Below are 21,590 nucleotides of genomic sequence, written 5' to 3'. Positions count from 1 at the left end.
TTTGTACGATTTTACTGCGAAAATCTTCTCATTTTAGTTTCGGGAGAGTGCGAATCCGTGTTTAGGTCGATTCACGCGACTCAAGAAGGACAACGTGTGGTAAAAGTAGATGTAGTGATAGAAGAAATTGACATAAGAAATGATTCGACAAATTTCTCTTTTCGCTTTACAGGAAGTTAAATTTTAACGATAATAGAATTTATATACCAATCAACATATGATAGGTGATTGCATGGCCATACAAGATGTATTGAATAAAGCGGCAACCTATTTGCCGAAAGAAGATATAGATTTTCTACAAAGGGCGTACGAATTTGCAAGAGATGCACATGAAGGACAATTTCGCAAATCGGGTGACCCTTATATTGATCATCCTGTTGAAGTAGCAGACATCCTCGTCAATCTGGAAATGGATGCCCCTACGATTGCAGCAGGGTTTCTTCATGATGTCGTCGAAGATACAGACGTCACATTGGATGAACTGACTGAAGCTTTTACTGAAGAAGTCGCCATGTTGGTCGATGGAGTCACTAAGCTGAAGAAAATCAAATTTAAATCAAAAGAAGAACAACAAGCTGAAAATCACCGCAAGATGTTTGTAGCGATGGCTCAGGATATCCGTTGTATCCTCATCAAACTAGCTGATCGTCTTCATAATATGCGTACACTTAAACATATGCCCAAAGAAAAACAAATTCAAAAGGCGAATGAAACGCTTGAAATATTCGCTCCGCTGGCTCACCGGCTTGGTATTTCTACAATCAAATGGGAGCTTGAAGATGTTGCTTTACGTTATTTGAATCCACAGCAATACTATCGAATCGTGAACTTGATGAAACAGAAGCGGAACGAACGTGAGCAGTATGTACAAGAAGTCATTGATGATATTCAATCCAAATTGAGTGAAGTGAATATTGAAGCAGATATATGGGGAAGACCGAAACATATTTACAGCATCTATCGTAAAATGACGAAACAGAATAAGCAGTTCAACGAGATCTATGACTTACTTGCTGTACGTGTCATTGTCGATAGCATCCGTGATTGTTATGCCGTCCTTGGCATCATCCATACGTGCTGGAAACCGATGCCTGGAAGATTCAAAGACTATGTTGCAATGCCTAAAGCGAATATGTACCAATCCTTGCATACGACGGTCATCGGTCCTAAAGGTGATCCTTTGGAAGTACAGATCCGGACCGAGGAAATGCACCGAGTTGCAGAATACGGGATTGCTGCGCACTGGGCCTATAAAGAAGGAATGAATAATCGAACCAATACGTTTGAAGAAAAATTGACATGGTTTCGTGAAATACTTGAGTGGCAGAATGATGCGACAGATGCAGAAGAATTCATGGAATCTTTGAAAGTCGATCTATTTTCTGATATGGTATTCGTTTTCACGCCTAAAGGAGATGTCATCGAACTTCCATCTGGTTCGGTCCCGCTGGATTTCGCCTATAGGATCCATACTGAAATCGGAAATAAATGTATCGGCGCAAAAATCAATGGCAAGATGGTTCCGCTTGATTATAGGCTGAAAACCGGTGATATCGTCGAGGTATTGACTTCGAAACATTCCTATGGACCAAGTCAGGACTGGCTGAAGTTGACACAAAGTTCCCATGCGAAAAATAAAATCCGCCAATGGTTCAAAAAGGAAAAAAGAGATGAAAACGTAGCTAAAGGAAAAGAATTGGTCGAAAAAGAAATCAAAAACGATGGCTACGAATTGAGAGATGTCCTTACCCAGGAAAATCTGAACAGGGTTGCACAGAAATACAATTTTTCTAATATTGAAGATATGTATGCAGCAGTCGGATATAGCGGAATCACTGCTTCACAGATTGCAACTCGTCTTGCAGACAAAGTCCGGAAGAAGAAAGATCAAGAGGCGGAAAGTCTTCTTCAATCAATCAATGAAACGAAGAGCCCTCAACCCAGGAAGAAAACAGAAATTGGTGTCCAGGTAAAAGGAATCGACAATCTGTTGATCAGGCTTTCCAAGTGCTGCAACCCCGTCCCCGGTGATGACATTGTTGGTTATATCACAAAAGGCCGTGGTGTTTCGATCCATCGCAAGGATTGTCCGAACATCCGGATGGAAGAAGACGAGAGTCGATTTTTACCTGTAGAATGGGAAGGTAGCACGAACCAGTCGAAAAATTATAGTGTGGATATCGAGATCAATGGCTTCGATAGAAGAGGTTTATTGAACGAAGTCCTTCAAGCAGTTGCTGAAACGAAGACAAATATCAGTGCTGTTTCCGGTCGCTCTGATAAGAATAAGATGGCAACCATCAATATGACGATCTCAATTCATAATGTCAGTCATCTTCAGAAGGTTGTCGAGCGGATCAAACGTATTCCAGACGTTTATGCTGTTCGCAGAGTCATGCAGTAGGAGGGAAGTGTAATGAAGGTTGTCGTACAAAGGGTTTCCAGTGGTGAGGTCCTTGTGAAAGACCGAACAGTTGGAAAAATCGGTCAAGGTCTTGTCGTGCTAGTTGGAGTAACCCATGAAGATACGATAGAGGATGTAGAATTCCTAGCTGAAAAAATACCGAATCTCAGGATCTTTGAAGATGGAGAAGGTAAGATGAACAGATCCCTTTTAGATATTGAGGGTACGATTCTTTCCGTATCGCAATTTACATTGTATGGAGATTGCAGGAAAGGGAGACGACCGAATTTCATGAATGCCGCTAAACCGGATATTGCTGAAGATTTATATGAAAAATTCAATTCAAAAGTACGTGAAAAAGGGATTCAAGTTGAAACAGGAGAATTTGGTGCAATGATGGACGTTCGAATTTATAATGATGGACCAGTCACCTTGATCCTGGATACAGATGAAATGAAAAAGTAAAAGTTGAAGAGCCTATCACCCATAAGCCGAAAAGAATCTTATAGGTGAAGGCTCTTTTCCAAAAGATTGTTGCTTTTGAGTCATTTTTTAAAAAACACCTTTTGCAAGTTGATTGGAGAGCAAGAGAGCAAGATGCGAGACTCCTCAAAAATGAAAATCGCATTTTCTTCGTGCGATGTAACGCTGCCGGAGCTTTCCTTGTCCTGCGGGATCAGCGTGCCTGCTACCTGAATAATTTCCTTGCAAGGCATGCGACGAGGAAGCTCGCTTCGACAGGACTTTCTTGTAGACGCAGGAGCAGAAATGCTTCCTTGAAAAGGAGACTCTTGAGGCCGCAAGGCGACGAGTGGGCTCACCGTACGCCCCGCGGAAAGCGAGCATGCTGGAGCGGAATTCAACGGCTTTTTAAAGAAAACTTGGCGAGACCAAGCCTTTTGTAGGTCGAGCCTTAGTTGCAAACTTATACTGAAGAAAGTATTTTATACTTTCTTTAAGTGCAAGAGCAACAAAGTTTGCGAAAATAAACTTGGTGAAAAACGTATAGACGAAAAACAGAAGGGGCTGTCCTAAAAGTATTTGAGTCTCTCCGATTTGAATAACATTTTGAGAAAATCGTGGTTTTGATCCAAAATGGAATTGGAGGTTTGTGAAACTTTACTTCAGGACAGTCTTTTTTGTATTTGTTAAACGTTTTAACGTATTAGATGCTGACTCGATACTACTTTATAAAAAATTATGGGGGAGTCTAATGGACATACATAATATACTCGTAGCAGGAAACTATGAAGAGCAATTCCAAGAACAGTTACCAGCTAAAACACCTCTGAGCTTTCTCTTTAAACGGATTGATGAAATAACAGAAGAGGATTTAGCATGGGCAGATGCTTATGTAGGTTTTAAGCCATGTCCAGGTTTCAACATCACGGAAATCAAATGGGTGCATTCTTTTAATGCCGGTGTAAACAACTATTTGGAAATTGATGGATGGGAGGAACATGATATCCTTCTGACCCGAACTGTTTGTTCGTTCGGACAAAGAATAAGCGAGTATTGTTTAAGCTATGTGTTAAGGGATCTTCAATATCATCACTACTTTGAAGGAAAACAAACGGAGAAGAAGTGGACTCCAAAAACTCCACGAATGATGAAGGATCAGACGATCGTTATCTTTGGTACAGGGGAGATCGGACAGGAGGCTGCCAAAGTATTCTCAAACTTTGGAGCCACCGTTTATGGCATCTCGCAGAGCGGCAAGCAAAAGCAATATTTTCAGAAGGTGGGGGAAACCAGCTCTGCTGACATGTTGGTTGCACAGGCAGATTGGATTATCAGCACATTACCTCTGACAATAGAAACGACTAAGCTCTTTGACCGTACATTTTTCAGTAATTTAAACGGCGCAGCCTTTATCAATGTCGGCAGAGGGGACACGGTAGACGAGCAAGCACTCAATGAAGCCCTGAATTCACGAAGGGTCCGGTACGCTGTTTTAGATGTTCTTGAAAAAGAACCGCTGCCAACGTCTTCCGAACTATGGGAAAGAGACGATATCGTCATTACTCCTCATATTTCAGCTGTGACAGAGCTGGATGAAGCAATAGCATGCTTTTTGGATACGTTGAAGAGAGTTGAAAATAATGAAGTTTTACCTAATAGGGTGGATTTTTTGAAGGGGTATTAAAGTATAACGACGGTTCCGTAAAACCTGGCAAAACGCCAGGTTTTACAGCCCAAGAACGACTTCCATGTTAAAACTATAGGCACTAGACTAGATTGCCTTAAAGATTTTGCCAATTGAATTAGGCCGACTATTCAGATTTTGTATCTATAAATAGAAACTGATAGTCAATTAACGAGTCTCATATAAATTCAAGACATCACTTTGTTGAAAAATACTTTGCAAGCCCGCGATAGATGGCATGTCCTGCCTTATCCTTATACGATGCTGTACGAAGATAATGCTCTTCCTGTGAGTTTGAGAGAAAGCCGAGTTCCAACAGTGCGGCAGGCTGATGGTTGGTCCGTAATACTTGGAAATTTCCGTATGCGACACCGCGATTTGATAATCCAGTTTGTCTTACGAGTTCATCCTGTAAGAAACTCGCAAGCGCAGCATCTTTCAATTTGGAATAATAAAAAGAATGAATTCCTTTTGCACTCGGAAAAATTGATGAATTGAAATGCAGGCTGATGAAGGCATCTGCTTGATTCGAATGAGCTAAGTATACCCTGTAAGGTAGACTGATATATTGATTGTCATCTCTTGTCATGACTACTTTTGCTCCTGCAGCCTGTAATTTTGATGATACCGTTTTGGCAACACTTAAATTCAAGTCTTTTTCAAGTGTTCCATAGGTGATCCCTATTGCACCGCTGTCATGACCGCCATGCCCCGCATCGACCACGATGGTTTTTCCTTTCAAATGGTCACCGACAGTCGGATGTGCAACTTCAGGGAGAGAAGCCCCGCTTAAAGATGCGATCCATCCAGCGACATAAGCTTCTTGTTGATTGGAAAGCTTTATTTTATACCAATCACCTTGCTTTGATAGCACCGGAAATTGATCCCCTTTGTTTCCTCTAGCAACGACTGTATGGTTTGTTGAAGGACCGCTTCTAAGATTAGTTCCGTTATAAAGCAATGTAATCGAAGGTTCTTTTGATAAATCTTCATTCTTATTTGGAGTAGTAGTCTTTTTATTTTTCTCTAAATACCAGGATGCTGCCCAGCCCTTCATTTTTCCATACTCGATGTAGGACCAGTCGTTCTGTTCCTTTAAAACAGCAACTTCTGCATTCTTCTTCAACTGACCGATGATTTTTCCATTCAGAGAACCTTTATCTCTAAGGTTCAATATCGAAGCACTGACTTTTGCTTTAGCAGAAGAGGTTGAAGGTGGGGTAGATGGAGTGCCTGAAGTAGTATCTGCCTCTGTCGACTTGGTTACATATTTGCCAGCAACCCATCCATTGCCTTTGTTGAATTTGATCTTATACCAGCCATTTTGAATATCCAATATTTCAACAACATCGCCTTTGCTGACTGAACCAATTACGTTGGATGTCGTTCCAGGTCCATTACGTACGTTAAGACTTGCTACATTAACAACCGATTGGTCGGTGGTCGACGGGGTTTCTGTACGTGTTGGATGACTGGTTGATTGGATCAGCCACGAAGCCAACCAACCGTTGTTGCTCTTATAATTGATTTTTGTCCATGAGCCTTTGGTTTCAATGGTTTGGAACTTTTCGTGGGGATAAATTTGACCTAGTACTGTAAATGAAGTATCAGGACCAGACCGTACATTCAACCCATCCACATTTGAAGAGACCCATTTACCTGATGATGAATTGATGTTATCACTTTGATCAGTTGAGAATTTATTGGTTTTTTTCGCAAACCAACCGGCAATCCAGCCTTTTATACTTCCTGTCTGGATTTGTATCCAATCTCCGCTTTCAGATAGAATTGGGTATTCCTTATTCTTATGTACTTGTGCCACAATCGGGTTGCCGAGTCCTGGGCCAGACCGAACATTCAGTGTATCCACAGTAATCCTCGCATTTCCATGATTTGCTGCAGACACGGAATTTCCTAAGTCGGGTAATAGGGTCCCAGTGACCAACATGCTGACGAAGAAGATATACCAATACTTTCTCACCTATACACCTCCAAAACTGGTTTGTATCTCTAATATCGGTACGAAAAGTCCAAAGCTTTATTTATTGGGTTCTTCAATTTCGTGAAAAAACCTTTCTAACATGTAAAAAAATACGACTAAAAGGTAATGATAGGTACTAATATGAAAAGTTCAGGTGGTTGTGAAAATGAGAAAAAGCCTAAAACATGATGCTATGAATCATCGATCAAATGCTTTGTTCGGGATGGATTTCCATAAGTTCATCGAAAAGGAACATATGATGAGCAATTATGAATTAGCAGAAGAATTCGGTGTCAGTCTTGAAGCTGTGAAGAAATTAAAACAACGGTTGATGCGCTGATCTTTGTTGTTGATTTAAACGAAATTCACGACACTCCTTCGGGAAGAGCGAGACAGGTAATACCCCAAAACAGTCTTGTAATTATTTTGAATGAAAAATAGGCTTGACATCAGGGGTAAAGGCCCGTATGATAGTAATCAATTCAAATGATACGTAAACAACCAGTGATGGAGAAAAGTACTTCAGAAACTCATGTTCAGAGATGGGATGCCAATGGCTGGAAGCATTCCTACAAAGAGCCTGGAAGAAAGACACTCCGAAGGTTTTGTCCCGAACCAGACATATTTGCAGTAGGGATTAAACGTAGGCAGGCGTTAACTGCAGCTTGAGTGGAAGCATTTATTATTGCTTCAACTAGGGTGGTACCACGGGTATATTCTCTCGTCCCTTCTTTTGATAGGGGCGGGAGTTTTTTTATACTTAAATACTTTCTTCAGTAGAAGTGCACAAGCTGGTGGCTTCGGAAGCAATACACCGCACGAAGGAAAAGCAATTGCTTTTTCGAGGAACTATGGTTCAGCCTTCGCTAAAGCTGGACTTTACCTAGTTTTCTTTATTTGCTTCGCTTTGTTAAACCATTATTGATGATATATGTAAACAACAGTAAGGTTATCTATAGTGGAAAGCTGATAGATCGTTTGAAAAAAGGTGAGGAGTGAAACAGGATGAGTTTTCAAATTCCTAGAGGAACCCAGGATATTTTACCAGGAGAAGTTGAGAAATGGCAGTTGATTGAAGAAAAAGCGAAAGAACTTTGCCGGAAATACAATTATCACGAAATTCGCACGCCGATTTTTGAATACACCGAGTTGTTCCAACGTGGTGTCGGTGATACGACAGATATCGTACAAAAGGAAATGTACACGTTCAAGGATCGCGGCGATCGCAGCTTGACGCTTCGCCCAGAGGGCACCGCTTCGGTTGTACGTTCATTTGTACAACATAAACTGTTCGGTGAAGCGCAACAGCCGACCAAGCTTTATTACATTGGACCGATGTTCCGTTATGAGCGCCCGCAAAAGGGTCGTACGAGGCAATTTGTACAGTTCGGTATCGAGGCGTTGGGCAGCAATGATCCGGCAATTGACGCAGAGGTGATGGCTCTAGCGATGGAACTCTATCAAAAGCTCGGTTTGAAACATTTGAAGCTGATCATCAACTCCCTCGGTGATAACGACAGTCGTACAGCTCACCGAGAAGCGTTAGTCGATCACTTCAAACCTGTTGTCAATGAACTTTGCGAAGTTTGCCAGAACCGGATCCATACAAACCCGTTAAGGATCCTTGATTGTAAAAAGGATCGTAACCATCCGAAAATGCATTCTGCGCCTTCGATTCTTGATTATCTGAATGATTCCTCTAGGACGTATTTTGAAAATGTCAAGGCGTACCTAGATGAACTCAATGTCGCTTATGAAGTGGATCCGACATTAGTTAGAGGATTGGATTACTATAACCACACGGCATTTGAAATCATGAGCGAAGCACCTGGGTTCGGTGCGATCACCACGTTAAGTGGTGGTGGTCGGTACAATGGTCTGGTCGAAGAAATCGGCGGGCCGGAAACACCTGGGATCGGTTTTGCAATGAGCCTTGAACGTTTTCTAGTCGCATTGGAGGCAGAACAAATCGATTTGCCTGTGCAAAGGGGAATCGATTGCTATCTTGTTTCGTTAGGGGAAGAACCGAAAAAACGCAGTATGTCCATTTTACACGATCTCCGCAACGCTGGATTGACTGCTGACAGAGATTTCTTAGATAAGAAAATGAAGGCGCAATTTAAAGCAGCTGATCGTTTGAGTGCTAAATATGTGCTTGTTCTTGGGGAAGATGAGTTAGATAAAGGAATCATCAATGTCAAGGACATGGGTACAGGTGAACAGGTAGAGGTACAGATTGGGGAAGCAACAAAATATATCGTTGAACAACTTGAGGGAGGATCACATTCATGATCGGAAGAACACATCATTGCGGAAAACTAACAGAAAAAGAAATTGGATCAGCAGTTCAATTGAAAGGATGGGTCCAGAAGCGAAGAGACTTAGGTGGTCTTATATTCATTGATTTACGTGATCGTTCTGGTATCGTGCAGGTTGTATTCAATCCTGAAACATCCAGGGAAGCAACGGAACTGGCAGAACGTGTCCGTAACGAGTACGTCCTTGACGTAAAAGGGACGGTGGTTGAACGTGATGAAGCGACCATCAATGAGAATATTGCAACTGGTAAGATTGAGATTCGTGCAGAGCAAGTTGAAATTTTGAATGCTGCGAAAACACCGCCTTTCGTTATTTCAGATAAAGAGGAAATCACGGAAGATGTGCGATTAAAATATCGTTACTTAGATCTTCGTCGTCCGATCATGCAAGAGACATTCAAGACCAGAAGCAAAGTGACGAAAGAAATCCGTAACTTCCTCGATAGTTATGAGTTCCTTGAATTGGAAACACCAATGCTTACAAAAAGTACACCTGAGGGAGCACGTGATTATCTAGTACCAAGCAGGGTCCATCCGGGTCAATTTTTTGCACTGCCGCAATCGCCACAGATTTTCAAACAGTTATTGATGGTATCTGGTTTCGAGCGGTACTATCAAATTGTCCGCTGCTTCCGTGACGAAGACCTTCGGGCAGACCGCCAGCCAGAATTTACACAGGTCGATATTGAGACTTCGTTCATGGATCAAGAAGACCTCTTCAAGATGACAGAGGAAATGATGAGCAGGATCATGAAAGAAACAAAGGGTATTTCTTTAGAAACCCCGATTCCAAGAATGACATATGCGGAAGCGATGGATCGTTACGGTTCTGATAAACCTGATACTCGTTTCGGCATGGAGCTTGTGGATGTTTCAGCTCTTGTGGAAGGATCCGACTTCAAGGTATTTGCTTCTACTGTCCAAAGCGGCGGCTCTGTAAAAGGGCTCAACGTAAGCGGTCAATCAGATCGATTTTCGAGAAAAGATATCGATCAATTGACTGACTTTGTAAAAGTTTATGGCGCAAAAGGACTTGCATGGCTGAAAGTTGAGGAAGATGGTCTCAAAGGACCGATTGCAAAATTTTTTGATGAAGCAATGCAACAAGGATTGACCGACGCGTTCGATGCCAAAGCCGGAGACTTGCTATTGTTTGTGGCAGATAAGCCAAAGGTAGTGGCAGAAAGCTTAGGTGCATTACGTATGAAGCTAGGGAAAGAATTGGACTTGATCGACAAAGAGAAGTTCAACTTCCTTTGGGTCGTTGACTTCCCGTTGTTGGAATTTGATGAAGATGCAGACCGATATGTGGCGGCACATCATCCATTCACAATGCCGAAAGTGGAAGACCTTGATAAGCTTGAAAAGGATCCGGTGAAAGTCCGTGCCCAAGCGTATGACCTCGTGTTAAACGGCTACGAAATCGGCGGGGGATCACAACGTATCTATCAAAAGGATGTTCAAGAACGGATGTTCAAAGCACTTGGCTTCTCATTAGAACAAGCCTATGATGAGTTCGGATTTTTGTTAGAAGCCTTTGAATACGGGACACCTCCACATGGTGGAATCGCTCTTGGACTCGATCGGCTCGTCATGCTGATCGCTGGACGCAGCAATCTGAGAGATACGATCGCATTCCCGAAAACAGCAAGCGCAAGCTGTTTACTGACGAATGCACCAAGTGCAGTTAGTGGATCTCAACTTGATGAACTTCACCTTAAAATTCAAGAAAAAGACAGTAAATAACAATTAATGAGCCATTGGTCACCTTCTATTTGGAAGGTGGCCACTTTTAATGGACTGTTATATTAGAGTTCAGTCATAAGGCTACTGATTGGAGTTACAAAAGTCGACCCAAGAGAGTCCTTTAACACATTAGTGAACTGATTAGTAAAGAAGTCTGATTTTTATGAAAACACTGACGAATCATTGAAAGCGCTTAAAGTTTATGCTATTCTTTAAATACAATATCAAAGAGTCCTGGGGTGTACGTTTCTGCCGAACGTTTGAGCCAACACTTTACAAATGGGAGTCTGAGTTTATGATTTGCGTGCAAGCCTTCAGTGAAAGGACGCATAAGAATTGTAACAAGACACCCACCTTTTCAGGCAGGTTCAACACAGAAGGATTTCGACGGCACATATGGGACTCTTACATGTTCAAACCACTGAAGCAATCAGGTCAATCTGGTTGCTTTTAAATTTGTACTTGAATAGAGCAATTAAGGCTCAGTCTGTGCCAAGGCTTGGCTTTGCCGAATTTTCTTTAGTCAACTTCTGTAATGTAGAGATTCTTTTTATTGGTTGTTGCATTCAAGGTGTTCCTTCATATATGCTATTATGGACATTTGATTGGAGCACGGGAGGAATTCACAAGATGTTACATCAGTTTTCACGAAATGAATTAGCAATTGGAAAAGAAGGATTGAAAGCACTCGAAGGTTGCACAGTAGCAGTGCTGGGAATCGGAGGTGTTGGGTCATTTTCTGCTGAAGCACTTGCCCGTTCTGGGGTTGGCAGGCTTATTCTTGTTGATAAAGACGATGTCGATATTACAAACGTCAATCGACAGCTACATGCATTATTGTCGACGGTCGGACAGCCTAAGGTCGATTTGATGAAAGAGCGGATCGCTGACATTAATCCTGAATGTAAAGTCGAAGCTTTGAAGATGTTCTATACAGAAGAAACATATGAAGAGTTCTTCAGTTATCCACTTGATTTTGTCGTGGATGCGTCCGATACGATTTCTTATAAAATCCATTTGATGAAGGAATGTTTGCGCAGGAATATTCCGATCATCTCTAGCATGGGGGTGGCCAACAAAATGGATCCGACAAGATTACGTATTGAAGATATCTCGAAAACAAGCTATGATCCAATAGCAAAAGTCATCCGTACGCGGTTGCGCAAAGAAGGGGTCCATAAAGGAATCAATGTCGTATTCTCTGATGAAAAACCTGTCCAAATACGCGAAGAGATACGTAAGAGCATCGTGCCGGATGACAATGCGAAGATTCGTAAAGCGAAAATGCCACCTTCATCGAACGCTTTCGTTCCATCGATTTCTGGCCTTATGATGGCAGGACACGTCATCAATAAGCTGTTGGAAAGCAACGATATAAAAGTGGATCGAATCAGATAGCCCTATTAAAAGGAAGGCTAACTCTCCATCTTATCGGGATGTAGAAGTTAGCCTTTTTTTAATTTACAGAAGTATCAAATTCTTTCTTCAAGCGCAAATGAAGCTTAGCCTGTGCTAAAGGTTTGGCTTTAGTTTTCTTTATTTCATTCCTGGATTGGTTCGATATTCCGAAATAGGAATGTCGAGAGCAGTAGATAGTTTGAACAACATATCACGATCAGGAATAAGTTCATTGTTTTCGATCCTCTTCAAAGTATGAATCGACAATCTGGAATTCAAAGCAAGCTGCTCAATGGAAATGTTCAATTCCTCACGGTGACGTCTGATTGTATCGCCTAATTGCAAGTTGTTCGCCTCCCATCCAGTAGATTTTTAATGCCCCTGTCAATGCTTAATGTTGATTCATACAGAAAGAATCTTTAAGTGAAACTTACAAATCTCTGCGGTAAACGGAGTGAATTTACTCAGGATAAATGGTTTATATTCATATATATGATTCTATTCCCTTATATCATAACGACTTTGGAAGATTTAAGCTGTGACAATCCTCACACATACAAAAGCGGAGCTGTCCCAAAAGTGTCTGACACTTTTTAGGACAGCTCCGTTCAGATATTTACATTTTGAGACAAAACTATAACTGCCAACAGAAAAGACGAACAATAAAATAGATTGGAGAAAATGAAAGACGGAAAAGCGTAGACAACATCCGTAGACTCCTGCGGGAACAGCACGAGTCGAAGACCCCGCAAGAAAGCGATTTGTGCTTTCTGAGGAGGCTGTGGCCGTGCCCGCGGAAAGCGAAGGATGTTGACGAAGCGGAACCTTCATTTATTACCACTGAAGAAAACCCGGACAAATTGTTCGGGTTTTCTATTGAACAAAGTTCATTTGTCCCAGTCCCATGTTTTCTTTATTTCGCTACTTTTTCTAAATTACCATTTTTGTCCATTTTGAACTTTGAAGCGGAAATCTCTTCTTGGTCTTGGAGCAGGACCATACGTCTTGCACGATCCATGATTTGAAGTAATGCTTGATAATCATCCTTTAAGGATGCGAAATTATCTTTCAGTTCTTTCAATTCTTCTTCATACTCGTTATTTTGCTTTTTGAGCATTTCACATTCTTGTTCAAGACGCTCGTTTCTTTCTTTGACAGACTGGGAACCTGTGTTGTCGTTTTTCAACTGACTTAAGAAATGGATGACAGTATCCAAGTCCATTGATTGCTTTGCAACCTCTTGTCTTTGAACAGGTTCTTCTTCTAGTTGTACCTGATTTGTTTCGGATTTCTCTTCAGTTGTATAAGTTCTATACTTCGGTTCAGAAAGAGGATGATAGTTTTCAAAATCCATAGTGTCATCAAAGCGAGTTTGATAAGCAGTGGATTTCTCTGGTTGCTTCGGTTTGTTTGATGCAGCAGCTCGTTTACGTTCTTTTCGTTGACGGCGTGCAATCTTCAGGGCTTGCTCGTATTTTTTGCGTACGATGGCATTCCATCTGAATCCTACGGCTGCAGAGGTTCGATCCAATTTGTCACCTACCTCTTCAAAAGCTTGAAGCTGTGTACTCCCTTCACGAACGTGTCTTAGCACTGTTTCGGCTAATAGTAGATCATCTTCTTCTGACCATGCATCTTGTCTATGATTTGACATGAAAAATTCTCTCCTTTTTATCCCAGAAGGTTTTTAGCCTTATCTTGGACAAAAATGAGAGAAACTATACAAGATTACTATATTATTTTTCGACTAAAAGATTGATTGATAGGTTATTCTCCTTTTTCAATCCGCTCTTTAAAATAATCAAGCCTTCGCGTTACCGTTTTTTCATAACCTCGTTCACTCGGCTGATAGAAGGATTTATGCTTCAGATGCTCAGGAAGATATTGTTGGGGAACATATCCATCCTTATGATCATGTGGGTATTTATAGCCGACTCCAGAACCTAATTCCTTTGCGCCGCTGTAGTGGGCATCTCTTAAGTGGGTCGGCACTTGACCGGTTTTTTCATTTTTGACGGTGTTCAAAGCCCTATCAATCCCAGTGATGACCGCATTGCTCTTTGGAGCGGTTGCGATATATAACGCTGCTTCTGCAAGCGGAATACGTGCTTCTGGCATTCCAATGAAATCGACTGCCTGAGCTGCAGCTTGAGCGATCAACAATGCATTCGGATCAGCAAGTCCCACATCTTCAGCAGCATGGACATACAACCTCCGTGCGATGAACTTCGGGTCTTCTCCTGCATAGATCATTTTTGCAAGCCAATAAAGGGTCGCATCAGGATCAGAACCACGGATGCTTTTGATGAAAGCGGAGATCGTGTCATAATGGTTGTCACCTTGCTTATCGTATTGTAGTACACGCTGTTGGATCGATTCTTCAGCGATTTCTATAGTTATTTGGATGATGCCATCTGAATCAGGCGGAGTGGTAAGCACAGCTAGTTCGAGTGCATTCAAGGCTGTACGTGCATCTCCACCGGCTACATCAACCAAGTGTTCAAGCGCTTTTTCCTCAGCACGGATGTTATGGTTCCCAAACCCTCTTTCAGGATCCTTGATTGCTGATTCCAACACTTCCTTCGTATGTTGATCAGTCAGTAGTTCGAATCGGAACAGCCTTGATCTAGATAAAAGAGCTCTGTTGATTTCGAACATCGGACTTTCTGTAGTCGCTCCAATCAAAATGATCGTTCCATCTTCAACATACGGTAAAAGGGCATCCTGTTGACTTTTGTTAAACCGATGTATTTCATCTATGAACAAAAGTGTTTTCTGATTATCCATCTTCAAACGTTCCCGTGCCTGGGTCGTAATTGTACGAATATCTGCCACACCAGATGTGACTGCGTTGATTTGTTCAAAATGCGCAGATGTCGTATTCGCGATGATTTTTGAAAGAGTCGTTTTACCCGTTCCAGGAGGTCCAAAGAAGATCATGGCTGAGAGCTGATCTGCTTCAATCGCGCGACGGAGAAGCTTTCCTTTGCCGACAATATGTTCCTGGCCAATGAACTCATCCAAATTCCTGGGCCGCATCCGGTCTGCCAGCGGTTTGCCCTTCGGACCCTCTTCCATCTGCATATCGAATAAATCCATATGTTCACGTCCTTTCATGGACAATCTTCAATAATAATCAGGTTTTATGACAATTCAACTGAACGATACTATAGGACTTGATTCAATGCAAGAAGAACCCTTTTCGTGCTATAATGTCATAGGAAAAAAATTCAGATTCAAACTAAAAGAAGAATTACATCACAACTTGAATTATAGACAAGCGGCCTAAAGAATAACAATATGGGAAATAACTAGTTTTACAGGTGTATTTGAGTTGTCAATTGAGGAGGATACTATGAAAATTTCGACAAAGGGACGTTACGGATTGACCATAATGATGGCACTGGCGAAGAAACATGGTGAAGGACCTATTTCACTGAAATCAATCGCAAAGGACCACGAACTATCGGAACATTATCTTGAACAATTAGTAGGTCCGCTCCGTAATGCTGGTTTAGTCAAAAGTGTACGGGGGGCATATGGAGGGTATACTTTGACCCGTGATCCGGAAACCATAACAGCAGGAGATATCATCCGCGTACTTGAAGGACCAATCACCCCGGTTGAAATCATGGATGACGAAGAACCCGCAAAAAGAGACCTTTGGATCAAAATCCGGGATGCGGTCAAGGAAGTGCTCGACAGCACTACTCTAGAGGAGTTGGCTTCTTATAGTGGTGGGGATGAGGATCAAGAGTCTTACATGTTCTACATTTAATTGTTACTTCAAAATAAAACGAATGATAAACTGCGAATTTCTGCGTTGTTCGGTTTTTCCGGTCCTCACGTATTACAAAATACGCTTTGGTCCTCAAAACTGTCACGCCTTGAACTTCTTGTTTCTAATTCGTCCATTTTGAACCTTGATTGAAACTGTTACTTCAAAATAAAACGAATGATAAATTGCGAATTTCCTAAGCGCATAGTAAATCCTGTACCTGCGTCTACAAGTGTACCATTGAAGAAAGCTTCCTTGGTACAACTCGCAGTTGTCTTGCATGTTTTGCTCGTTGCTAGTACTGTCGTTGTCAAAGGGCGTTATGGTTTTAGGCTTTTCCAACAAAATAAAGTTTTGTTCAACCCGGGTTGAACAAATCAATATAGGTGATATTTTATGAATGCGATTTACTTGGACCATGCTGCGACTTCTCCTACCCGTGAAGAAGTGGTCGAGGTGATGGTTCCTTATTTTACATCTCAATACGGGAATCCTTCGAGCATCCATCAGTTCGGTAGGAATACAAGGCAAGCCCTCGATGAAGCTAGAAGAGTGATCGCCGGTAGCATCAATGCAAATTTCAACGAGATCATTTTTACAAGCGGTGGTACCGAATCGGATAATATGGCAATTATCGGAACTGCTTCCGCGCTTCAGGAGCAAGGAAAGCATATCATCACGACGAAGGTTGAGCATCATGCAGTTTTACATGCTGTTGAATACCTTGAAAAGAGTGGATTTGAAGTGACATACCTTCCTGTTGATGAAGAAGGGCTCGTCGATTCACAGCAAGTAGAGGATGCAATACGTGAAGATACGATTCTAGTGACAATCATGTATGGGAATAATGAGGTCGGTACGGTTCAACCGATTCAAGAGATCGGAAGAATAACGAGTGAAAAGGAAGTCCTTTTCCATACCGATGCGGTTCAAGCGTATGGAAGTGTGATCATGGATGTGAAGCATATGGGTATCGACCTATTGTCTGTCTCTGCTCATAAAATCAATGGTCCGAAAGGGAATGGGTTCTTGTATGTCCGCGAAGGGATTTGGCTGGAACCACGTGCATTCGGCGGTGAACAAGAGCGTAAGAGGAGAGCCGGAACAGAGAACGTTCCTGGAATAATGGGCATGAAAAAAGCAGTGGAATTGATTCAAGATGAAAAGATCAATCGCCATGGTGAGCTTCTTCAAATGAAAAAAAGAATGCTTGAAATTTTTGATGATGCTAGCATCGAGTATGTGTTGAATGGATCAATCACCAATTCGCTGCCACATGTTTTGAATGTCAGCTTTCCTGGAACAAATGTAGAATCAATGCTTGTCAATCTGGATCTGTCAGGTATCGCAGCATCCAGCGGATCAGCTTGTACAGCTGGATCGATCGAGCCGTCACATGTGCTGGCGGCCATGTTCGATGATCATGAGCGGATGACTTCTGCAATCCGTTTCAGCTTTGGTTTTGGAAACACAGTAGAAGAGATTGAACGGGCAGCGAACGAAACAGTCCGTATCGTCAATAGATTGACATCAATGTGAATGGAGGTGAGGAATATGGAAAAACGACCTGAAGATACAAGAGTCATTGTTGGAATGTCTGGAGGGGTAGACTCTTCAGTAGCTGCATTGCTTTTAAAAGAACAAGGGTATGATGTGATCGGGATATTCATGAAAAATTGGGATGACACGGATGAAAACGGCTTTTGTACAGCAACTGAAGACTATGAAGACGTCATCCGTGTCTGTAACCAACTTGGTATTCCTTACTATGCAGTGAATTTCGAAAAACAATACTGGGACAAAGTGTTTTCCTATTTCCTAGAAGAATATAAAGCAGGAAGAACACCAAACCCTGATGTAATGTGTAACAAAGAGATCAAATTCAAGGCTTTCCTCGATCATGCGATGAGTCTTGGAGCAGATTATGTAGCAACTGGACACTATGCGCGAATCGGTGAACGTAACGGCGAGAAGGTCATGCTCCGGGGTGTCGATGAAAACAAGGATCAGACCTATTTCTTGAACCAGCTAAGTCAGGAACAGATTTCGAAAGTGTTGTTCCCGATCGGGGAATACAAGAAGCCTGAAATCAGGGAGATGGCAGAAAAAGCGAACCTGGCGACTGCGAAGAAAAAAGACAGTACAGGTATTTGTTTTATCGGTGAACGGAACTTCAAAGAATTCCTTAGCCAATACCTCCCTGCACAGCCTGGTGATATGCAGACCTTGTCAGGTGAGGTGAAAGGGCACCATGATGGACTCATGTATTATACGATCGGCCAACGTCATGGATTAGGAATCGGTGGCGACGGGGATCCATGGTTCGTTGTTGGAAAAGATTTAGAAAAGAATGTCCTTTTCGTTGAACAAGGATTTCATAATGAGCTGCTTTATTCGGATAAGCTTAACGCCACGAAGGTCAGTTGGATGACTGGGAAAAGAATGCCGGATGAATTCAAGTGCACGGCGAAGTTCCGTTACCGCCAGCCAGACCGATCTGTGACTGTCCGAAAATTGGAAAATGACACGCTTGATGTTATCTTTGATGAACCGCAGCGTGCGATCACCCCAGGACAAGCAGTCGTCTTTTATGATGGTGATGTATGTCTTGGCGGGGGTACGATCGATAAAGTCTATAAAAAAGAGGAAGCAATTTCTTATTTGTAGATTGATGATGGAACAGAGTGGGGGCTGTCCCAAAGTGTCTGACACTTTTTTAAGGACAGTCCCCACTTCCATTTTTTATAAACGGGTTTTGTTAACGCATGATGTTGATTTTTTCAGAAGGAGGCAGATGATGTCTGATAACAATAAACGCGGAATCGAATTGATGAAAGAAGGAAAATACGAAGAAGCAGCGAAGGCATTTCATAGTGCTCTTGAAGAAAGTCCTGACGACCCAGTCATTTATGTGAACTTCGGAAACCTTTTAGAACTGGTAGGGGAATATGAGAAAGCGATGGGCTTTTTCGATAAAGCCATTTCCATGGATGAAACAATGGCGCCAGCCTATTATGGTGCAGGCGTTGTCTTTTATAAACTCGAGCAGTATGATGATGCGCTTGACCTTTTTCAAGAGGCGATCAAACGTGGGCTCTCAGATGGTGATTCACACTTCATGCTAGGGATGAGTTTTTCACAATTGGGCGATATCGCACGGGCTCTTCCGCATTTCCAATCTGCCGCTGAAAAGAATCCCGCGGATGTAGAAGCATGGTTCCAATACGGAATGACACTCGGAAAGCTGAATTTATTTAAACAAGCCATCAAAGCTTTAGAAAACGTGATCGAGCTCGCTCCAGACCATGCAGACGCTTACTATAACCTTGGCGTAGCATATTTGTACACAGAAAACATCCATAAAGCGAAAGAGATGTTTACGAAAGCAATCGAAAATCAGAACGATCATCTGTTGGCACATAACGGAATCAAGAAAATCAATGAGATTCAAGAGTCTACTGAAACTAATGATTAGTGGGGCGAAACGATGGAGTTACAAAGCCAATTCGATTTAGGATCAGACGAAAAACAGTTTGTGAAAGGTACGATTATTCATGTGATCTATCAAAATAAAGAGACTTTCTATTCCGTTTTGAAAGTGTCTGTGAAAGAATCCAATTTAGCGGAAATGGATAAAGATATGATTGTGGTGGGTACTTTCCCAGTGTTGATGGAAGAAGAGACGTACATTTTCTGGGGAGATGTGAAAGACCATCCAAAGTACGGGAAACAATTTGTGGTTGAGTTTTACAGAAAAGATCTTCCCAGGACAGAAGATGGGATGGTCCAGTATCTTTCAAGTGATTTGTTCAGTGGAATCGGAAAGAAGACCGCAGAAAAAGTCATACATACACTCGGGAATAACGCATTTTCCAAAATCATCGAAGATCCGGAAGTATTGAACGAAGTTAAGGATTTGTCCGAAGAACGTGCAAAGATCATTTATGAAACCTTGATGGAACACCAGGGTTTAGAGCAGCTTCTCAGTACATTGCATCGCTACGGGATCGGACCCTCTATTGCGATGAAAATCTATCAATCTTACAAGAGTGACGCAATTTCCGTCATTCAGACCAATCCTTATCAGTTGATTTATGACATTGATGGAATCGGTTTTCGTAGAGCGGATGAAATCGGAAATGCTTTAGGAATCGAAGAAACTTCTTCAGAACGTGTACAAGCTGGCCTTCTTTATAATTTGAAGGAGCTTTGTAATCAGCAAGGACATACATACATTGAAGTAGATGATTTAATAGAAGAAACCAAAAAACTGCTTTTTACAAAGCCTGTTGACTCTGATGTTGATTTCTACAGCGAGATTGTTGCTTTACATGGTGAAGGGAAAGTATTGATCGAGGATGAAAATGCCTATCTTCCATCGCTGTATTTTGCTGAATACGGCTTACTTCAAAAAATGGAACGCTTATTGAAACAGGAAGAATATGATCGTATCGAGCTTTCGGACTTTTATAATGCTTTAGGTGCTCTTGAAGAATCACATGGAATCGAATATGCGGATGCTCAGAAAGATGCCATTTATAAAGCACTGACTTCCCCGATGATGATTTTGACCGGTGGTCCTGGAACAGGAAAGACCACCGTCATCAAAGGAATCATCGAAACGTATTCTGAAATCCATGGACTTTCACTCGAACTTCAGGACTATAAGGATGAAGATTTTCCATTTTTACTCGTAGCACCAACTGGACGTGCCGCTAAACGTATGAGTGAATCCACAGGCATTCCTGCTGTGACGATCCATCGGCTTCTAGGTTGGAAAGGAGGCAGCGGATTTGAACATCACGGTGAAAATCCAATTGCAGGTCGACTTCTCATCATTGATGAAATGTCGATGGTAGATGTCCGTCTTGCCTACAGGCTTTTCGACGCATTACCTGAAGAAATCCAGGTGATCATGGTGGGAGATGAGGATCAGCTTCCATCAGTAAGTCCTGGACAAGTATTGAAGGATTTCATTTCATCTGAAGTCATCCCAACAGTAAAGCTTGATGAGATTTATCGACAAGCGAAGGGTTCGACCATTGTTCAATTAGCTCATGAAATGAAAAAAGGAGAGTTGCCTGGGGACCTGAGTTCTCCTCAACATGACAGGCGGTTCTTCCCGTGTTCACAGGAACAAGTGACCACAGCAGTCCTCCAGGTTTGTAAAAGCGCCATGACAAAAGGGTTTACAGCGCGAGATGTACAAGTATTAGCACCAATGTATAGAGGCCGAGCTGGAATTGATGAGATGAACAAAGAATTACAAGAAATGTTCAATCCTCAGACTGGACAAAAAAGGGAAATCGAGTATTTTCAATCCATCTATCGTGTGGGTGATAAGGTTCTCCAACTCGTCAATGTTCCCGAGGAGCAAATCTTTAATGGAGATATCGGGGAAATCGTCTCGATCATCTTCTCAAAAGAAACAACGGATAAAGAAGATCAGATCATCATATCATTTGATGGCATTGAGGTGACGTTCAAAAAGACGGACCTGAACCAAATTACGCATGCCTATTGTTGTTCAATTCATAAATCACAGGGAAGCGAGTTTCCGATCGTCGTCTTACCGATTGTTAAAGGCTATTTTCGGATGCTTCGGCGGAATCTGATTTATACAGCGGTTACCCGGAGTAAAGAGTATCTCATCTTATGTGGTGAAATGGATGCATTAAAAAGAGCGGTACAGCAAAACGACTCAGGCACTCGCAACTCACATTTAAGTATGAAATTGAAAAAAAGGATCGAAAGCTCAAACGATAGCGGGACAAAAAGAGAAAGCGTATAAATCCCGAAAATACGGGACATCCTATTCG

The 21,590-nt window shown here is 42.0% G+C and carries 16 protein-coding genes, 1 other RNA gene and 1 other annotated feature; of the genes, 13 read left to right on the top strand and 4 right to left on the bottom strand.

The genetic code is table 11. The features are described from left to right. The first annotated feature begins 232 nt into the window (after nucleotides 1-232). From N8M93_RS03105 to N8M93_RS03095, 3 genes are all read left to right on the top strand, one after another. Complete coding sequence (locus N8M93_RS03105; protein WP_314728247.1) at nucleotides 233-2,404, top strand: bifunctional (p)ppGpp synthetase/guanosine-3',5'-bis(diphosphate) 3'-pyrophosphohydrolase; 2,172 nt, start codon at nucleotides 233-235, stop codon at nucleotides 2,402-2,404. A gap of 12 nt (nucleotides 2,405-2,416) precedes the next feature. Then, nucleotides 2,417-2,869, top strand: coding sequence for a D-aminoacyl-tRNA deacylase (gene dtd, locus N8M93_RS03100; RefSeq protein WP_261129632.1), 453 nt, complete (start codon nucleotides 2,417-2,419; stop codon nucleotides 2,867-2,869). Between the two features lie 748 nt (nucleotides 2,870-3,617). Further along, complete coding sequence (locus tag N8M93_RS03095) at nucleotides 3,618-4,550, top strand: D-2-hydroxyacid dehydrogenase (RefSeq protein WP_261129631.1); 933 nt, start codon at nucleotides 3,618-3,620, stop codon at nucleotides 4,548-4,550. 196 nt (nucleotides 4,551-4,746) lie between these two features. Here the strand turns inward: N8M93_RS03095 and N8M93_RS03090 are convergent, their stop codons facing one another. Then, the gene (locus N8M93_RS03090; RefSeq protein ID WP_261129630.1) at nucleotides 4,747-6,531 is read right to left on the bottom strand and encodes an SH3 domain-containing protein; all 1,785 of its coding nucleotides are present in this window, start codon (nucleotides 6,529-6,531) and stop codon (nucleotides 4,747-4,749) included. A 166-nt stretch (nucleotides 6,532-6,697) separates the two neighbouring features. Between N8M93_RS03090 and N8M93_RS03085 the strand changes: the two genes are divergently transcribed. The 5 genes from N8M93_RS03085 (at nucleotide 6,698) to N8M93_RS03065 (ending at nucleotide 11,993) form a co-directional block, all read left to right on the top strand. Further along, complete coding sequence (locus N8M93_RS03085) at nucleotides 6,698-6,871, top strand: RNA polymerase subunit sigma-70 (RefSeq protein ID WP_261129629.1); 174 nt, start codon at nucleotides 6,698-6,700, stop codon at nucleotides 6,869-6,871. 155 nt (nucleotides 6,872-7,026) lie between these two features. Then, nucleotides 7,027-7,263: a binding site (T-box leader), on the top strand. Nucleotides 7,264-7,536: 273 nt separating this feature from the next. Further along, nucleotides 7,537-8,823 carry a histidine--tRNA ligase gene (gene hisS / locus N8M93_RS03080; RefSeq protein ID WP_261129628.1) on the top strand — a complete coding sequence of 429 codons (1,287 nt, stop codon included), beginning with the start codon at nucleotides 7,537-7,539 and terminating at the stop codon, nucleotides 8,821-8,823. Further along, the gene (gene aspS / locus N8M93_RS03075; protein WP_261129627.1) at nucleotides 8,820-10,595 is read left to right on the top strand and encodes an aspartate--tRNA ligase; all 1,776 of its coding nucleotides are present in this window, start codon (nucleotides 8,820-8,822) and stop codon (nucleotides 10,593-10,595) included. Before hisS ends, aspS begins: the two co-directional genes overlap by 4 nt. 228 nt (nucleotides 10,596-10,823) lie before the next feature. Next, nucleotides 10,824-11,002, top strand: a non-coding RNA gene (gene ssrS / locus N8M93_RS03070) — 6S RNA. A gap of 223 nt (nucleotides 11,003-11,225) precedes the next feature. Next, entirely contained in the window at nucleotides 11,226-11,993 is a 768-nt protein-coding gene (locus tag N8M93_RS03065; protein ID WP_261129626.1) for a tRNA threonylcarbamoyladenosine dehydratase, read from the top strand. A gap of 138 nt (nucleotides 11,994-12,131) precedes the next feature. Here N8M93_RS03065 and N8M93_RS03060 read toward each other — a convergent pair whose 3' ends face one another. The 3 genes from N8M93_RS03060 to N8M93_RS03050 form a co-directional block, all read right to left on the bottom strand. Continuing rightward, entirely contained in the window at nucleotides 12,132-12,338 is a 207-nt protein-coding gene (locus tag N8M93_RS03060; RefSeq protein WP_261129625.1) for a helix-turn-helix domain-containing protein, read from the bottom strand. A gap of 568 nt (nucleotides 12,339-12,906) precedes the next feature. Beyond that, the gene (locus N8M93_RS03055) at nucleotides 12,907-13,647 is read right to left on the bottom strand and encodes an RsfA family transcriptional regulator (RefSeq protein WP_261129624.1); all 741 of its coding nucleotides are present in this window, start codon (nucleotides 13,645-13,647) and stop codon (nucleotides 12,907-12,909) included. A gap of 113 nt (nucleotides 13,648-13,760) precedes the next feature. Continuing rightward, entirely contained in the window at nucleotides 13,761-15,092 is a 1,332-nt protein-coding gene (locus N8M93_RS03050; RefSeq protein ID WP_261129623.1) for an AAA family ATPase, read from the bottom strand. Between the two features lie 256 nt (nucleotides 15,093-15,348). Here N8M93_RS03050 and cymR point away from each other — a divergent pair, with 256 nt between their 5' ends. From cymR to N8M93_RS03025, 5 genes are all read left to right on the top strand, one after another. Beyond that, nucleotides 15,349-15,771, top strand: coding sequence for a cysteine metabolism transcriptional regulator CymR (gene cymR / locus N8M93_RS03045; RefSeq protein WP_261129622.1), 423 nt, complete (start codon nucleotides 15,349-15,351; stop codon nucleotides 15,769-15,771). 396 nt (nucleotides 15,772-16,167) lie between these two features. After that, nucleotides 16,168-17,310 (top strand): cysteine desulfurase family protein, encoded by a 1,143-nt coding sequence (locus N8M93_RS03040; protein WP_261129621.1) that lies wholly within the window; start codon nucleotides 16,168-16,170, stop codon nucleotides 17,308-17,310. Nucleotides 17,311-17,325: 15 nt separating this feature from the next. Continuing rightward, the gene (gene mnmA, locus N8M93_RS03035) at nucleotides 17,326-18,438 is read left to right on the top strand and encodes a tRNA 2-thiouridine(34) synthase MnmA (RefSeq protein WP_261129619.1); all 1,113 of its coding nucleotides are present in this window, start codon (nucleotides 17,326-17,328) and stop codon (nucleotides 18,436-18,438) included. Nucleotides 18,439-18,568: 130 nt separating this feature from the next. Continuing rightward, nucleotides 18,569-19,246, top strand: coding sequence for a tetratricopeptide repeat protein (locus N8M93_RS03030; protein WP_261129618.1), 678 nt, complete (start codon nucleotides 18,569-18,571; stop codon nucleotides 19,244-19,246). Nucleotides 19,247-19,258: 12 nt separating this feature from the next. Continuing rightward, nucleotides 19,259-21,562, top strand: coding sequence for an ATP-dependent RecD-like DNA helicase (locus N8M93_RS03025; RefSeq protein WP_261129617.1), 2,304 nt, complete (start codon nucleotides 19,259-19,261; stop codon nucleotides 21,560-21,562). Nucleotides 21,563-21,590: the final 28 nt, after the last annotated feature.

This window comes from Bacillus sp. Marseille-Q3570, from assembly GCF_946151055.1.
GTDB lineage: Bacteria > Bacillota > Bacilli > Bacillales > Fictibacillaceae > Pseudalkalibacillus.
The sequence above is the reverse complement of the archived record's forward strand: the minus strand, read 5'-3'. Positions and strand labels throughout refer to the sequence as shown.

Coding starts and splice junctions, on each gene's coding strand:
- N8M93_RS03055 (WP_261129624.1), bottom strand. CDS start 13,647: ATGTCAAATCATAGACAAGATGCATGGTCAGAAGAAGATGATCTACTA.
- N8M93_RS03040 (WP_261129621.1), top strand. CDS start 16,168: ATGAATGCGATTTACTTGGACCATGCTGCGACTTCTCCTACCCGTGAA.
- N8M93_RS03050 (WP_261129623.1), bottom strand. CDS start 15,092: ATGGATTTATTCGATATGCAGATGGAAGAGGGTCCGAAGGGCAAACCG.
- N8M93_RS03095 (WP_261129631.1), top strand. CDS start 3,618: ATGGACATACATAATATACTCGTAGCAGGAAACTATGAAGAGCAATTC.
- dtd (WP_261129632.1), top strand. CDS start 2,417: ATGAAGGTTGTCGTACAAAGGGTTTCCAGTGGTGAGGTCCTTGTGAAA.
- N8M93_RS03025 (WP_261129617.1), top strand. CDS start 19,259: ATGGAGTTACAAAGCCAATTCGATTTAGGATCAGACGAAAAACAGTTT.
- N8M93_RS03105 (WP_314728247.1), top strand. CDS start 233: ATGGCCATACAAGATGTATTGAATAAAGCGGCAACCTATTTGCCGAAA.
- mnmA (WP_261129619.1), top strand. CDS start 17,326: ATGGAAAAACGACCTGAAGATACAAGAGTCATTGTTGGAATGTCTGGA.
- cymR (WP_261129622.1), top strand. CDS start 15,349: ATGAAAATTTCGACAAAGGGACGTTACGGATTGACCATAATGATGGCA.
- N8M93_RS03065 (WP_261129626.1), top strand. CDS start 11,226: ATGTTACATCAGTTTTCACGAAATGAATTAGCAATTGGAAAAGAAGGA.
- hisS (WP_261129628.1), top strand. CDS start 7,537: ATGAGTTTTCAAATTCCTAGAGGAACCCAGGATATTTTACCAGGAGAA.
- N8M93_RS03085 (WP_261129629.1), top strand. CDS start 6,698: ATGAGAAAAAGCCTAAAACATGATGCTATGAATCATCGATCAAATGCT.
- N8M93_RS03030 (WP_261129618.1), top strand. CDS start 18,569: ATGTCTGATAACAATAAACGCGGAATCGAATTGATGAAAGAAGGAAAA.
- aspS (WP_261129627.1), top strand. CDS start 8,820: ATGATCGGAAGAACACATCATTGCGGAAAACTAACAGAAAAAGAAATT.